Annotated in this window: 11 protein-coding genes and 1 tRNA gene; 7 read left to right on the top strand and 5 right to left on the bottom strand. The window is 52.7% G+C overall.

The annotated features are described in order from the left end of the window. Nucleotides 1-97: 97 nt before the first annotated feature. Nucleotides 98-1333: a glucose-1-phosphate adenylyltransferase gene (locus P9H32_RS14540; protein WP_322609636.1), complete on the bottom strand. Its 1236-nt coding sequence runs from the start codon at nucleotides 1331-1333 to the stop codon at nucleotides 98-100. Between the two features lie 178 nt (nucleotides 1334-1511). Between P9H32_RS14540 and P9H32_RS14535 the strand changes: the two genes are divergently transcribed. Next, nucleotides 1512-1587, top strand: a tRNA-Lys gene (locus tag P9H32_RS14535). 82 nt (nucleotides 1588-1669) lie between these two features. Here P9H32_RS14535 and P9H32_RS14530 read toward each other — a convergent pair. The 4 genes from P9H32_RS14530 to P9H32_RS14515 form a co-directional block, all read right to left on the bottom strand. Next, entirely contained in the window at nucleotides 1670-2659 is a 990-nt protein-coding gene (locus P9H32_RS14530; protein ID WP_322609635.1) for an NAD(P)H-dependent glycerol-3-phosphate dehydrogenase, read from the bottom strand. Next, nucleotides 2656-3258: a glycerol-3-phosphate 1-O-acyltransferase PlsY gene (gene plsY, locus P9H32_RS14525; RefSeq protein WP_322609634.1), complete on the bottom strand. Its 603-nt coding sequence runs from the start codon at nucleotides 3256-3258 to the stop codon at nucleotides 2656-2658. The genes P9H32_RS14530 and plsY overlap by 4 nt, the downstream gene beginning before the upstream one ends. A 72-nt stretch (nucleotides 3259-3330) precedes the next feature. Continuing rightward, complete coding sequence (locus tag P9H32_RS14520; protein ID WP_322609633.1) at nucleotides 3331-4713, bottom strand: AsmA family protein; 1383 nt, start codon at nucleotides 4711-4713, stop codon at nucleotides 3331-3333. Nucleotides 4714-4763: 50 nt separating this feature from the next. Then, nucleotides 4764-5318, bottom strand: a complete 555-nt coding sequence (locus tag P9H32_RS14515; protein WP_322609632.1) for an ArsR family transcriptional regulator — start codon at nucleotides 5316-5318, stop codon at nucleotides 4764-4766. Nucleotides 5319-5489: 171 nt separating this feature from the next. Between P9H32_RS14515 and P9H32_RS14510 the strand changes: the two genes are divergently transcribed. The 6 genes from P9H32_RS14510 (at nucleotide 5490) to P9H32_RS14485 (ending at nucleotide 14448) form a co-directional block, all read left to right on the top strand. Beyond that, a complete protein-coding gene (locus tag P9H32_RS14510; protein ID WP_322609631.1) occupies nucleotides 5490-5993 on the top strand; it encodes an arsenate reductase/protein-tyrosine-phosphatase family protein in 504 nt (167 codons plus the stop codon). Between the two features lie 68 nt (nucleotides 5994-6061). Beyond that, complete coding sequence (locus P9H32_RS14505) at nucleotides 6062-7441, top strand: metallophosphoesterase family protein (protein WP_322609630.1); 1380 nt, start codon at nucleotides 6062-6064, stop codon at nucleotides 7439-7441. 99 nt (nucleotides 7442-7540) lie between these two features. Next, complete coding sequence (locus tag P9H32_RS14500; protein ID WP_322609629.1) at nucleotides 7541-11305, top strand: DUF3857 domain-containing protein; 3765 nt, start codon at nucleotides 7541-7543, stop codon at nucleotides 11303-11305. 8 nt (nucleotides 11306-11313) lie between these two features. After that, nucleotides 11314-11991: a type 1 glutamine amidotransferase gene (locus tag P9H32_RS14495; RefSeq protein ID WP_322609628.1), complete on the top strand. Its 678-nt coding sequence runs from the start codon at nucleotides 11314-11316 to the stop codon at nucleotides 11989-11991. 170 nt (nucleotides 11992-12161) lie between these two features. After that, nucleotides 12162-13307 (top strand): Gfo/Idh/MocA family protein, encoded by a 1146-nt coding sequence (locus P9H32_RS14490; RefSeq protein WP_322609627.1) that lies wholly within the window; start codon nucleotides 12162-12164, stop codon nucleotides 13305-13307. Nucleotides 13308-13365: 58 nt separating this feature from the next. Next, entirely contained in the window at nucleotides 13366-14448 is a 1083-nt protein-coding gene (locus P9H32_RS14485; RefSeq protein ID WP_322609626.1) for a Gfo/Idh/MocA family protein, read from the top strand. Nucleotides 14449-14545 lie beyond the last annotated feature (97 nt).

Below are 14545 nucleotides of genomic sequence, written 5' to 3'. Positions count from 1 at the left end.
ATTTCCCAACGTCTGGAAGCGGAAGTCCGTCCGTTATTCCGGTTTTTCTACGGCCCGCACCACCTCCCACCAATCCGCTCCAGCCGGATATGAAAGTCTACAATATGGTACCGGACGGAATTACGGTATTCTTGGGAATCACCATGATCCCATCGCGAATCCAGTAAAGATCCGTCCGTTCATTTTCAGGTTTCTCTTCGGGAGAGATGGTTACGCCGTCCCCTATACGGACATTTTTATCGATAATCGCGTTTTTAACGCGGCAGTTTTTCCCGATGCCAATGGGAATACCGGAAGGATCATCCACCAGTCCGTGCTCGTAAAAATCAGCACCCATAAGAATCGAATCTTCAACAACCGATCCTTCCCCCACCAGCGCCCGCAAACCGACCACACAGTGATCAACCCGCTCGCCGGAAATAATACAGCCGTCAGAAAGCAGACAGCGGCTGAGGTTACACTGATTGATCTTGGAAGGCGGAAGATACCGCATACGGGTGTAGATCACCTTGCTCATATCATAGAACGAAAACTGCGGCAACGGCTCCGTCAGCGCCAGATTGGCTGCCCAGAAGGAGCGAATGGTTCCGATGTCCTCCCAGTAATCTTCGAAGATATAGCTGTATACTTTAAAGTTATCAATCGCACCGGGAATAATGTGTTTACCGAAATCGGAATCATCGCAGTTGCAAAGGAGCTCCCGCATCACGTCCATATTGAAGACATAGATCCCCATACTTGCCAGATAGGTCTCATCGTCACGCAATGCCTTGAGCTCATCCAGCAGCCCTGAGTCGCCCGGCTTCTCAGCAAAGCGGACAATTCGACCATTTTTGTCGGTTTTCATAATACCCAGAGCTCCGGCCTCTTCCCGGGCAACGGGCTTGGTACTGATCGTCAGATCCGCCCCTCTTTCAAGATGCTCGTTAATCATTTCCTCCAGATCCATCCGATAGAGCTGATCCCCCGAAAGAATTACCACAAGATCCGGATCTTCATCCCGGAAATACCGCATGGAACGCCGCACAGCATCGGCCGTACCCTGAAACCAGCCAGCGGAATCCGGCGTCTGCTCGGCGGCGAGAATCCGGACATGCCCGCCGCTGAACTGATCAAACCGATAGGTATTCCCAATATGTTGATGCAGCGAAACACTGTTAAACTGAGTAAGCAGGAAAATATTCCGGATACCGCTATTGATACAATTACTGATCGGAATATCGACCAGCCGGTATTTCCCGGCAATCGGCACCGCCGGCTTTGCTCGTTCAGCGGTTAGCGGCTGCAAACGGGAACCGGCTCCGCCCCCTAAAATAAGTCCAACAACGTTCATTCCACTCCCCTTGGGTTGTAATTGCCGAGGCATAAACTGAGCATAGGAGAAGTGAGTATTTTTGCGAAACAAAAGAAAATAAAAATAATCGCTTGCGTCATCAGGGGGGGTTCTGTAAAACATGCGCTCCTTTCACGGGAAAGACCTCACAAACGGTTCGTGAAAAGAAAAAATTTTTGGTCCGGTAGCTCAGTCGGTAGAGCATTTGACTTTTAATCAAAGGGTCCTGGGTTCGAGCCCCAGCCGGATCACCATATTAAACCCCGCCATCGGTAACGATGGCGGGGTTTTTCTTTAAAATCAGATTCCCGTAAAATACGGGGTAAGGGCGAAAATCTATTCGCTTTCGGCTTTAGGGGCACGGCCCATGAGAGCAACAACCGCTTCGCGGGGATCCCTGCCTTCATGAACAACCGCGTTGACCTGATCGGTAATCGGAACCGGAACATTCTTTTCAGCCGCCAGCTCGGCTGCGGCCTGACAGTTCCAGACACCTTCAGCCACCATTTTCATGGAGCCCATAATATCCTCGAGTGTTTCGCCTTTACCAAGACGCTCACCCACCCCGCGGTTGCGCGAATGCTGACTCATGCAGGTGACCATCAGATCGCCGATACCGCTGAGGCCCATAAATGTTTCGGGTTTGGCGCCGAGTGCGGTTCCGAGCCGCGTAATTTCCGCAATTCCGCGGGTCATCAGGGCCGCCTTGGTATTATCGCCGAAGCCCAGCCCATCGGAAATCCCGGCCGCCACAGCAACCACGTTTTTCAGTGCGCCGCCCAACTCGACACCGATGACATCATCGAGGGTGTAGACGCGGAAGGTATCGTTGACAAACAGTTCCTGAATCTGTTCGGCCACAGCATGGTCTTTGGCCGCAATCGCCACAGCACACGGCACACCGCGTGCAACCTCTTCGGCGTGGCTCGGACCGGAGAGCACCGCAACATCGCGCTCCAGAATTTTTTCAGCCACTTCACTCATGCGTTCATAGGTCTTTTCATCAAGCCCCTTGGTGGCACTGATAACAAGGGCGCTTTCGGGAAGGTAGGGTTTAAAGGCCTCGACCGTGTCTTTGTAATAACGCGACGGCACAACGATCACGACCAGTTCGGCTTCATCGACGGCATTTTCATGACACGATGTCCAGTGGATGGAATCGGGCAGCTTCACGCCGGGAAGATAATTTACGTTCTCCTTGAAAATCCGCATTTCATCCACATAACTTTCGAAGGGTCCCCAAACGGTTACCTCGTGTCCGTTGCGATCCAATACCATGGCCAGTGCAGTGCCCCAGCCTCCGTCTCCAATTACGGTTACTTTCATGCGGATGTCTCCTTTTTCTTTCCAAAGCGGTTTTCAGTTCCATTCATCAGTCGTTTGATATTGGCCCGATGCAGCCAAATAACCAGCACGGCCAGAATACTCAGTGCAATACAGACAATTTGACTGTCTTTAATAAACCAGACGCTGATACCGACAGTCAGAGCAGCCAGAATCGAGGCCAGCGATACAATACGCGAAAGCAGCAGACAGATCAGCCAGACCAGGAAGCCGATCCCCACCGATGCCGGAGCCACACCGAGCAGCATCCCCGCACTGGTGGCGACCCCCTTGCCGCCCTTGAATTTAAGATAAACCGGAAAGCTGTGCCCCAGAATGGCCACCATGCCGAACAGCACGCCGTAATCCCCGTTAAGATTTCCAATCATTGGAAACACAAAAGAAGGAATGAATCCCTTCAGCGCATCAAGCAGGAAGGTGAACACCCCCCACCCTTTTCCAACCACCCGAAAAACATTGGTGGCACCGATATTGCCGCTGCCCTTTTCCCGGATATCCACGCCCCGCGATTTCGCCACCAGCAACCCGAAGGGGATTGCACCGAAAAAATAGGCTGTAATTGTCAGTAGTGCTATGGTCATTTAATTCTATGCTTTCTGCCGCAGAACGGATCTGTTCTGTTTAAATTCATTTACGTGTTTTTACGGCTCCGATCATTCCCCGAAGAGCCATTTCCCCAGATTTTTGAGCTCCTGCTTGAGCGCTTCATCTTCGCCGATCTCTTTCACCTCTTCGCCGAGCATGTCAACAATCGCATCCGACACAGTCGGAGGAGGCGCGTTTGTAGCGGAAGGCTCTCCGCCTGCCAACCCCTTTAAAACCTTCTTTACCGCTTCGTTTTCGCCGATTTCCGGAACGGCTTCGCCCAGTGCCTCCACGGCGGCATCAACATTCGCCGGCACGTCAGCAGGGTCCACCCCGTGCTTTTCCGCCTGCCCTTTAATCCACGCATTAAGCAACGAGCCCGCATTCTGACTGATCGCCGACATCAAGGCGCCCTGAAAATCACCGCGCGGTTTACGGAGCGTCCCCGTAATTGGAACCGACAACTCGAGCGACTCCACCGTCGCCATACCGCCGAGCTTACGCGATAATTTATCCTCCAGTTCAATTTCCTGCATGGCCATTCTGATCGTGGAATCCACAAAACGATGTTCACGCACCTGAAGAAGCGGCTCAATGGAAAAAGGCTCCGGCCGAATACCGGCCCGCTTCCAGAGCGATTCCAGTGAGCGCGGATCAATTTCCATGATTTTGCCGAACAGATCAAAAGACAGCTGCTCAACATCCCGCACAGGTGCCAGCCTCAGATTCAGCTTGGTGACATAACTGTTGTGATCATTGCCCAGGGCACCTTCAATCACCGCTCCCCCCCACGGAGCGGCCGAATCCGAAAGAGTTGAGAGATTTGCCGCTTTCAAATTGAGATCCAGCACAATATCCAGCTGATCCAGATCAAAATCGAGATAGCGCACTTCTGCATCGCAAACAATGCGCTCAAACAGCAGCTCGGGCAGCGGCTTCTTCGGTTTTGGCGGAACAGACTCCTGCCCGGATTGCGGCTCCTTTTCAACCGGTCGTTTTCCGGACTCAGGAAAATCCGTGGAGGCTGCCGGATCAGCGGACGATGCCGTCAGCCCCTCTTTTAATTTGTTGAGATTGATCTCGCCGTCTTCATTACGGATCACATTAACGACGGCATTTTCAACCTCGACATATTTCACCACGAGCGGCTTCTGCAGCAACATGGATTTGACATCGACATTCACATTAATACGTTCAATCGAAGCCAGATTCTCCAACAGAAATCCCTCGGGATTGCGCACCTCGACGTCGTCAAGATACAGCATCCCTTTCGCTACATTGATGGACAGCCGACCGACCCCGGCATCAATACCGGTTTCAGCTTTGATCCTCGGCAGCACCACCTCGCGCATTGCTTTTGTCAATCCAAACAGCATCACCAGATGAATGATGATTAAAATCACCGCTCCCAGTCCGAATATCAGTCCCAGAACTTTAAACGTCGCCTTCATAAATCACCATTTGAGAATACCCGAGCCCTGCGTTTTCACCACCAGAAAAACTATAAACTAACCGCCAGCGCCAACAGCTCTTTGCTTAACCCCTCATCCGGCTCCGACAAATGCAGCTTCTCGCCGCCACGCTCCACGAAATTACGGGCTTCAAGTTTTCTGAGATGCCGATAAAGCGCCTGCGGCGAAATTCCCGTTTTCATCGACAGCTGCAGCTCCGCCAGCTCACCTCCGGAAAGCGCCCGTACGATCTCAATTCTACGCTCATGCGTAAACGCCGTCACGGACCGTATCACAGCAGGAACCGGCATAAAGGCATCATATGCTCCCCGCAAAGCTTCCAACAGCCGATCAGCCCCCGCAACCTCCGGATTGGCTAACGGCCGATACAACACAAAATTCTTCTGCCGGCGCGGAAGAATCAGCCCCCGGGCATTCAATGCGCGCAGATAGGAACTCGCCACCGGTTCAGTCAACCCGACCGCCTCGCCCAGCCGGGACACACTCGATTCCCCCTCCTGAAAAAGCTTCCACAGCAAATGCAGCCGATTTTCGTTCGCCAGAACCCGGCATGTTCGCCACAGCGATGGATGTAAATCAGTCATTATTTCCTCCATATTATTCACACATTGCAATGTATGAAACAGCGGAACGTTTATAAAGAAATGAATTTTATATTTTTCATACATTGCAATGTATGAAATCCGCATATCAAACCACGGACTGCTGCTGAAACTCGGATTGCACCTTGTCTCCATTCCATCTATCTTCCTCCCATGGGATTTTTTGAGAAGAAATTTACAATTGTCGTGGCCTGCAAAGCCAACATCACCCGGAGTGCCTATTTGCATGGCTATATGGAGCAGTATTTGAAGGATCATTATCCATATGCCCGAAAAAGGATCCGCATCAAGTCCGCCGGCGTACGTGCCCGGCGCGGCAGCTCGGCCAACTCGGTGGTCAAACACGTTGCCCGGGTCAACGGCTTCAGCCTGAAAACACACCACTCCGACCCGTTCACCAAAAAACTGGTGAAAGAAGCGGATGTTATTCTCGTGATGGAGCAGTGGCAAAAAGAGGAGCTGCTTGAACGTTTTCCGAAATTCGGCGATAAAATCTTCCGAATGATGGAATATCTCTGGCACGAAGATCCCTCTGACATCCGGGACATCCCCGACCCTACCGGACAGAACACCGCCGATTTTGAAGAATTTATCGAAGTCGCCCACGCCGAAGTCGAGCGCATCTTCAGGGAACTCGGACGGGAAGGCATTATTTAAACACGGCTCACATAAACCCAACATTTCGCGGCTAAAGTTCAATCAAACCCAATACAAGGACATTGATTATGAAAAGATCAATTGTTTTAGCCGCCCTGCTCACCAGCTCAGCCTTAGCCCACATCGGCGAACATTCTATGCGGCACTGGGAGATCCCGAGCCCGGATCCCGACCGTATTTTCCTTACGTTCCATGGTGATCCAGCGACCTCTCGAGCGGTAACGTGGAGGACCGACCAATCTGTCGAACAGGCCTTTGCGGAAATTGCTCCGGCGTTGGGAGAACCGGGCTTTATCCATAAAGCCATGCGGATCAAAGCCAGAACAGAAACGGTTGATCTGAGCCAGATCATCAGCAAAGACCGGGAACCCGTCCATTATCACAGCGTTATTTTCCAGGATCTGGAACCGGAGTCCCTCTATGCCTACCGCGTGGGCGACGGCAAAAACCGCTGGTCGGAATGGATTCAGTTTAAAACCGCTTCCGACAAAGAAGAGGATTTCCGCTTTGTTTATTTCGGGGATGCCCAGAACGATGTATTCAGCCGTTGGTCGCGGGTCATCCGTATGGCCCATCAAACCGCTCCCGACGCCGCGTTTGCTCTGCATGCCGGAGATCTGATCAACCACGCCAATGCCGACCCCGAACGGGCTGGCTGGTTCAAGGCCGGCAGCTACCTGCATGCACAGTGGACCGGTGTTCCTGTGATTGGAAATCATGAATACAATCCGGTGGGCGGTGCCAACCGGGCCGATAAAACCATGTCTGCACTGTGGCAGCCCCAGTTCACCCTGCCGACTGATGAATCTCTTCCGGATTCACTGAAGGAAACCGTCTATTCGTTCGACTATCAGGGCGCGCGTTTTATCATTCTGAACTCCTGCGCCGAAAATGCAGTGCAAACCCGCTTTCTGGAAAAAGAGCTGAAGAAACCCGGTGCTCGCTGGAAAATCGTCTCCTTCCACCATCCGATTTTTGCCCCCGGCGGACGGAGCAATTATAAACCGGAAGACCGCGAAGCCTGGCGCGATCTGTTTGCCGAATACAATGTGGACCTTGTGCTGCAGGGTCATGACCACAGCTATCTTCGCGGACAGGTTCCGACCCTTGGAAAAAACGGGCAACCGGAAGATGACTTCAAAACGCTCTACGTGGTCTCCGTCAGCGGTCCCAAGCAATATCCGACCCAAAAAGAGTTTTTAAAACAGTATGAACCGGAACACTACGAGCCGGTTCGCCGCGGCGAAAACTCGCAGTTTTTCCAGGTGATCGAGGTGGGTAATGATGAGCTGGTCTATGAAGCCTATATCGCCACCGGTGAGCGGTATGACCGCGCTGTGATCCGCAAAAATCACAGAACCGGCAAAAAGAAAATCCGGCAGGATTTTGAAGAAATCGAACAGCGCACCATGATCAATACCATTGAGTATTCAAAAAAAGATCTGTAGCGGATTCAACTTAACCGCACGCATCGGGTCCATAGAAAGAGTTTGCGGGAGCCGTTACCGAAAGGTACGGTTTCCTGAGCTTTTATTCTGGAGATTTGTATGAAGAGTTTGTTGCGCGCCGGCTTTACGGTTTTCACTGTTTTTCTGTTCACCCTGCCCCTTTCAGCCAAAGAATTTCTGAATCTGGATACGATCAGAAAACAGGCCGAAGCCGTCACCGTCGAAAAATATCCCGATTCCGATGAAGTACTCGTTGATGATGTAATTGAAATCGAATATCAGACCGACGGAACCTCCGATTCCTGGGACGACACCGCTGTAAAAATACTCACCGAAAGAGGCAAGCGTAACAATCGCACCATGACGCTGGGCTTCGATGTTGCCTACGGAACAAACTATTTCACCCGGGTCCAACTGCTCAAACCCGACGGATCGATCGTCGAAATCGACCCCGAAGCCAACAGTAAGGTGATGACCGATCCCGGGCAGATGAATGCCAACATTTACAATCCGAATTCCAAACAGATGACCCTCTCCATCCCCGGCCTCGAAATCGGTGATACCCTGCGCTATGTCATCCGCCGCCAGCGCCATAAAACCGTAGTACCCGACTCCTTCAGCGACTATCAGACCTTCGAAGGCGCCACGCCCTATGAACGAATGACCTATCGCATCATTGCGCCCAAAGAACGCCCGCTCGTAAAAATTGCACTGAAGGATGAAATTCCCGGCACCGTCGAATTTTCCGAACAGAAGAGCGAGCAGAGCGGAAAAATTGTCTACACGTGGAAAGTGAAGGATGTTCCGCGCATGTTCGACGAGCCGGATATGCCGACGCGCTACACGGTCGTCCAGCGCCTGCTGGTGAGCACCATGGAAAGCTGGGAAGATCTGTCCAGATGGTACTGGGAACTCTGCCTCCCCCGGCTGCAGACCACTCCGGAAATGAAGGCGAAAGCCGAGGAGCTCGTCGAAGGCGCCGAAACAACACAGGAAAAAATCAACGCCGTTTTCAACTTTGTCTCTCAGGATATCCGCTACATGGGCATCACCACCGAGGACGAAGCCCCGGGCTATGAACCGCACGACGTCAGCATGACCTTTTCCAATCGCTACGGCGTCTGCCGCGATAAAGCCGCCCTCCTTGCCGCCATGCTCCGCGATGTGGACGTAGAGGCTTTTCCGGTCATCATCATGGCCGGCCCGAAAAAAGATGAAGAAGTGCCGCAGCCCTTTTTCAACCATGCCGTCACCGCCGCACTCGATGATGACGGAAACTATATTCTGATGGATTCCACCGACGAAAATACAAAAGATATTTTCCCGACCTATCTGCAGAATATGAGCTATATCGTAGCCCGTCCCGAAGGCGATACACTGCGCACGTCACCGATCATTCCGGCCGATGATAATCTGCTGACCATCAGCTCTGCCGGAACGCTCGACAAAGCCGGCAACCTCGAAGCCGAAAGCACAATGGTTTTTGAAGGCATCAACGACACCGCCTACCGCGGCTATTTCTCAAAAATCAAACCGGAAGAACGCCGGCGCTTTTTCGAAGGCCACATTAAACGATCCATGCCGACGGCCGAGCTCCAGTCTCTGGAAATTCTTCCGGTTGAGCTGCGCGACACCACGCAGCCACTAACCATAAAACTCCGTTATTCCGCCGATAATCTTCTCGTCGAAGGCGAAACCAAAAAACTGCTGAACCTTCCAAGGCTTGGAAGTTCGCTGGGCTATGCCAATTTTCTGATCGGCCAGACCGGCCTCGAAAAGCGCAAATACCCGCTTTACACCCGTATGACCGCCGGCATCCGGGAAACTCTCGACCTCAGTATCCCGGACGATATCGGCACGCTGAACATTCCTGATTACCAGATCATCGACAGTGACGAACTGACCTGGAAGATGAAGGTCACCCAGCAACCGGGAATGTTGACGGCCACCAACACGTTTCTGCTGAATGCGGTTGAATTTGCGCCGAAACAATATCTTGCGCTGAAGGACAACCTGAAAGCCATCGAATACAATCTCCGTAAAAAACTGATTCTTGATGTCCCAGCTCCCGGAAATTCCACCGAGCCCGACATCCGTATCCTGTCGCGCGAAACCACCATCGACCTCGAATCTTCCAGTGTCTGGAAAGAGACCCAGCGTTCCCGCATTGAAATTCTCACCTATGCCGGAAAAAAATCGAACTCGGAAATCAAACTGGCCTACAACCCCGCCTGGCAGCACATCGAACTGACCAAAGCGGAAGTCACATTGCCTGACGGTTCCGTGAAAGTGCTGAACGAAGACGAACTCAACATCATGGATGCAGGCTGGGTCTCGGCGGCCCCGCGCTATCCCGCCGAAAAACTCCTGGTCGCCAACCTGCCCGGTGTAGAAGTCGGCAGCGTGCTGGACTATGAATTTGTTTCCACCGTGAACGGAAAACCGTTTTTCTCCACGTTGCAGGCATTCAATGCCCACGAGCCGATCGACCGAAAAACGCTGACGCTGAATGCCCCGGCGGACCTTGATCTTAAAATCCGCAACACCGGCATCGAAGAAAACCGCACCGAAAGCAAAGGAACGGTTTCCTATGTCTGGCGTGCGGCAAACCAGCCGGCGGTTGAAAAAGAAGAGGCCCTGCCCCCATGGTCCACCTTCAATCCCGTCGTCGCCATCGCTTCCAGCGACTGGAAAGGCTACAGCACCATCATCCGCGAAGCCCTGCTCAGCCATACCCGCAACCAGACCAATGCAGTCGCACTGGCCGAAAAACTCACGGGATCGTTGAAAAGCGAAACCCAAAAAGCCGTGGCCCTGCGCAACTGGCTGGCCGAAAATATACGGCAGGCAGGCCCGTCGCTGACGCGCCTTCCTCTTTCCGCACTCAGTGCAGCCGACACCACCCTGACCGATCGTTATGGCAACAATGCCGACCGCATGATCCTGCTGTTCACTTTGTTTAAAGCCTCGGGATTCAATCCGGAATTTATTCTGTCCGGAAGCGTTTCCCTGATTCCCGAAGCAGCAGATCTCCAGCTTGCAGTTCCGTCACGCCGCGCCTTCAGCAAAGTCATGATCAAAGTGGAGATTGACGGAGAAACGGCATTCATGGGCGGCGAATCACAATATGCCGAACTCGGCACAACACCGTACGACCACCGTGCTTATCTGGATCTCCAACATGGCACCACCGGCACTATCAAAGTCGATGGTGAAAAGGAAGACCGCGGGCATCAGATCTATGACATCACCATCACTGCGGATGGAAAAGCCGAAATTAAACAAACGTCTATTCAACAGGGGACCGCCTTCGAAAATTTTCACCGCGGCTATGCGGAAATTACGCCGGAAAAACGCCGGCGTCATTATCTCGAACTGGTGAACAGCGTATCCCAGTCTGCCAAAGCAGCATCAGAACTGATCACGGATTATGCATCCTATCCCGGAAAACTGGAATACACCGTTTCGGCCGAGCGCTATGCCGTCGCCGACGGTGAATACCTGTACTTCAGTGTTCCGGGCGGACTCGGCGGCCTGCTCTCCTACCGTTCCAACGAGCGCACGTTGCCGCTGGCCTGGAATAACTACATCGACAGCATTGTGGAATACACGATTGCCCTTCCGGAGGGCTACGAACCGGTCATCCAGCCACGCGCCTTTTCCTGGCAGGCCCCGCAGGGCGCCGGACTCGTTGAAATGGCTGTGGAATATTCAGAAAAGAACCACACGATCCGCATGGTGCAGATGGCCGACCTCAAACCGACCCTCATTCCGGCCAAGGATTTTCCTGACATAATCCAGGCCATGAAAAAGCTGGCCCATCCTGATATGCGTACTATCCTTTTGAAAAAAACAAAGGAGTAGGGAGTAGAATGAAAAAACTGCACTGGCTTCAGCATGTTCCCTTCGAAGGCCTGGGTTATATCGAAGACTGGGCGGAAGATCAGGGATTCAACATCACCTGCACGCGGCTTTACGATGAAGATGATGAATTTCCCGATGTGGACGACTTCGACTGGTTGGTCGTTATGGGCGGTCCCATGGGGATTTTTGATTATAATGATTATCCCTGGCTTACCGACGAAAAAGAATTTATCGAAACCGCGCTGGATGAAGAAAAGACCGTCATCGGCATCTGCCTCGGTGCCCAGTTGATGGCCGATGTGCTCGGTGCCGACGTCTATCCCGGCCCTCAAAAGGAAATCGGCTGGTTCCCCGTCACCCGCTCACCCGAAGCCCCGGATCTGATCCCTGAACAGATCACCGTTTTTCACTGGCACGGCGATACTTTCGATATTCCCGACGGCGCTCTTCCCCTCGCAACCAGCGAGCCCGGGATTAATCAGGGCTTCATTTATAACCATCATGCGGTCGCCCTCCAGTTCCACATGGAAATCACCGAATACGGAATCGACACACTGATTCAGGAATGCGGAAATGAACTCGTCGATGCGCCCTATATTCAGAATCCCGCCGAAATAAAAAACGGCCGATCAAACATCGAAAGCGTCAATACGGCCATGAATAACCTGCTCAACGCCCTCCTCTGATTCCCCTTTTTACGGGCTTGTTCTCCTCCAAAGGACCCGACCTCATCCCTCCCCCGTCTGCATCCGTCGAGCACATTCGCGCTCGACCGGACGCAGGGCGAATCAATCCACGAGCAGTTGACACCGGCCCGCGCCGTTTGTTACCTTTCATGACAAATTAAGGATTTGCTATGAAATTTGGTATTATCGGTCTCGGCAACATCGGCCGGGTTCACGCAAAAAATATTCAGGACGGTTTAGTAGAGGGTGCCGAATTGGCGGCTGTGGCCAACCAGCCGATTGATACAACCGACGACTTCAAGAAACAGGGTATTGCCTGTTTCGGCGATGCTTCGGAACTCATTGAATCGGGACTGTGCGAAGCGGTGATTATTGCGCTTCCGACACACCTGCACGCCCCTATCGGCATTCAGGCACTGGAAGCCGGGCTGCACCTGGTTATGGAAAAACCGCTGGCCTGCCATAAGGCCGAAGGAGAGCGTATTCTGGCCGCCGTTCAGCGCGAAGATCAGATTGCATCGCTGATGATGAACCAGCGCACCCACCCCTGCTATGTCCGGATCAAACAATGGATCGATGAAGGGGAACTCGGTGAATTGCAGCGTATCTCATGGACCATGACCAATTGGTTCCGGCCCGAAATCTACTACGCTTCCAGTCCCTGGCGCGCCACCTGGAAAGGTGAAGGCGGCGGCGTTTTGATGAATCAGTGCCCGCACAACATTGACGTCCTGCAATGGCTGGTCGGCATGCCCGTAAAAGTCCGTGCGCAGTGCTCTTTCGGTAAATATCACGATATTGAAGTGGAAGACGAAGTGAACGCCTATTTCGAATTCGCCAACGGCGCAACCGGTCAGTTTTCCGCCAGCACCGGCGAATGTCCGGGCAGCAACCGCCTCGAAATTGTCGGAGATCGCGGCACCATTATCACGGACGGTAATGAGGTGAAACTCATTCGCACCAGCGAATCGGTTTCCACCTTCAGTAAAAATACGGATGAAATGTTCGGCACCCCCGAAACCACCGAGGAAATTTTCCAACCTTTGGAAGAGGTAAATCAGCACGCCGCGATTTTAAACAACGTTGTAAAAGCCGCCAGCGGAGAGGCAAAACTGATTGCCCCGGCGGTTGAAGGACTTAACTCGCTTGAACTGGCCGGTGCTATGATTTACTCCACCTGGATCAACGATGAAGTCTGCCTGCCGCTCGACAGCGCAGCCTACGAACAGGTGATTAACCAAAAAATAGCGGAATCCCAACCCCGCAAAATCATAAAAACCGCCGCCAAAGTGGATATGTCAAAATCCTATCGATAACCGAAGCGCACACCTGCGCAGGTGTGCACTTATAAAAAAACAGCATTCAGGAAACAGCATGAGTAAACACCAGATTGCCAGCGGGGCGGATTATGCCCCCACGGCCGAAACCGAAAAAGTCGTTGCCCCGGGCGAATTTGTTTTTGCATCGGCCTTCCTTGATCACGGCCATATTCACGGACAGACCAATGGTTTGCGCGATGCCGGAGCCACCCTGAAATGGGCTTACGATCCCGACCCGAAACGACTCACCGATTTCCTTGAAAAAAATCCGGAGGCCAGAGCGGCGGAATCTTATGAACAGATTCTGAATGATCCGGAAGTGAAACTGGTCTGTTCCGCGGCGGTTCCATCGGAACGGGCGGGCATCGGTTTCCAGGCCATGGAAGCCGGGAAGGATTATTTTACCGACAAATCCCCCTTCACCACACTTGATCAACTGAAACGTGCCCGGGAACTGGTCAGACAAACCGACAGGAAATACATGGTCTACTATTCCGAACGGCTACACAATGAAGGCGGTATGGCGGCCGGGAAACTGATCGATGAAGGGGCTGTGGGAACCGTGCTGCAGGTGATCAATCTTGCCCCCCACCGGCTGAGCAAATCCATCCGGCCGGACTGGTTTTTCGAGAAGGATAAATACGGCGGTATTTTAACCGATATCGGTTCTCACCAGTTTGAGCAGTTTCTGCATTACACCAAAGCCGCAGATGCCACGATCAATTTTGCGCGCGTGGAAAACTTCAACAATCCCGACAAACCGGGTCTGGATGATTTTGGTGAAGCGTCGCTGACGGCGGATAACGGGGCCTCGTTCTACTGCCGGATCGACTGGTTCACGCCGGATGGTTCTCCGGTCTGGGGCGACGGCCGAACCTTTGTGGTCGGAACAGAGGGCACACTCGAAGTCCGGAAATATATGGATGTTGCCCGCGAAGCGCCGGCGAGCAAAATTTTTCTGGTTAATGGGAAAGAAGAGCAGGAAATCCAATGTCTGGAAAATACCGGCTTCCCGTTTTTCGGCGACCTGATTCTCGACTGCATCCATCGCACCGAGAACGCGATGACACAGGACCATGCCTTCAAAGCGGCGGAGCTTTCCATGAAGGCACAGGCCATGGCCGATGGAGTCAAATAAGCCAACCATCCGACTCCATTATCCCGCAAAGAAAAAAGCCCTTTTCCAAACCTTGGAAAGGGCTTTTTTCATAATGAAGCATAACGCTTCATCTATG

The organism is Pontiella agarivorans (assembly GCF_034531395.1).
In the GTDB taxonomy this organism is placed as follows: Bacteria; Verrucomicrobiota; Kiritimatiellia; order Kiritimatiellales; family Pontiellaceae; genus Pontiella; species Pontiella agarivorans.
This window is presented reverse-complemented; position numbering and strand designations above follow the sequence as displayed.

What these genes read in the sequence shown, in the direction of transcription:
- P9H32_RS14540 (WP_322609636.1), bottom strand. Translation starts at nt 1,333, where the DNA reads ATGAACGTTGTTGGACTTATTTTAGGGGGCGGAGCCGGTTCCCGTTTG.
- P9H32_RS14530 (WP_322609635.1), bottom strand. Translation starts at nt 2,659, where the DNA reads ATGAAAGTAACCGTAATTGGAGACGGAGGCTGGGGCACTGCACTGGCC.
- plsY (WP_322609634.1), bottom strand. Translation starts at nt 3,258, where the DNA reads ATGACCATAGCACTACTGACAATTACAGCCTATTTTTTCGGTGCAATC.
- P9H32_RS14520 (WP_322609633.1), bottom strand. Translation starts at nt 4,713, where the DNA reads ATGAAGGCGACGTTTAAAGTTCTGGGACTGATATTCGGACTGGGAGCG.
- P9H32_RS14515 (WP_322609632.1), bottom strand. Translation starts at nt 5,318, where the DNA reads ATGACTGATTTACATCCATCGCTGTGGCGAACATGCCGGGTTCTGGCG.
- P9H32_RS14510 (WP_322609631.1), top strand. Translation starts at nt 5,490, where the DNA reads ATGGGATTTTTTGAGAAGAAATTTACAATTGTCGTGGCCTGCAAAGCC.
- P9H32_RS14505 (WP_322609630.1), top strand. Translation starts at nt 6,062, where the DNA reads ATGAAAAGATCAATTGTTTTAGCCGCCCTGCTCACCAGCTCAGCCTTA.
- P9H32_RS14500 (WP_322609629.1), top strand. Translation starts at nt 7,541, where the DNA reads ATGAAGAGTTTGTTGCGCGCCGGCTTTACGGTTTTCACTGTTTTTCTG.
- P9H32_RS14495 (WP_322609628.1), top strand. Translation starts at nt 11,314, where the DNA reads ATGAAAAAACTGCACTGGCTTCAGCATGTTCCCTTCGAAGGCCTGGGT.
- P9H32_RS14490 (WP_322609627.1), top strand. Translation starts at nt 12,162, where the DNA reads ATGAAATTTGGTATTATCGGTCTCGGCAACATCGGCCGGGTTCACGCA.
- P9H32_RS14485 (WP_322609626.1), top strand. Translation starts at nt 13,366, where the DNA reads ATGAGTAAACACCAGATTGCCAGCGGGGCGGATTATGCCCCCACGGCC.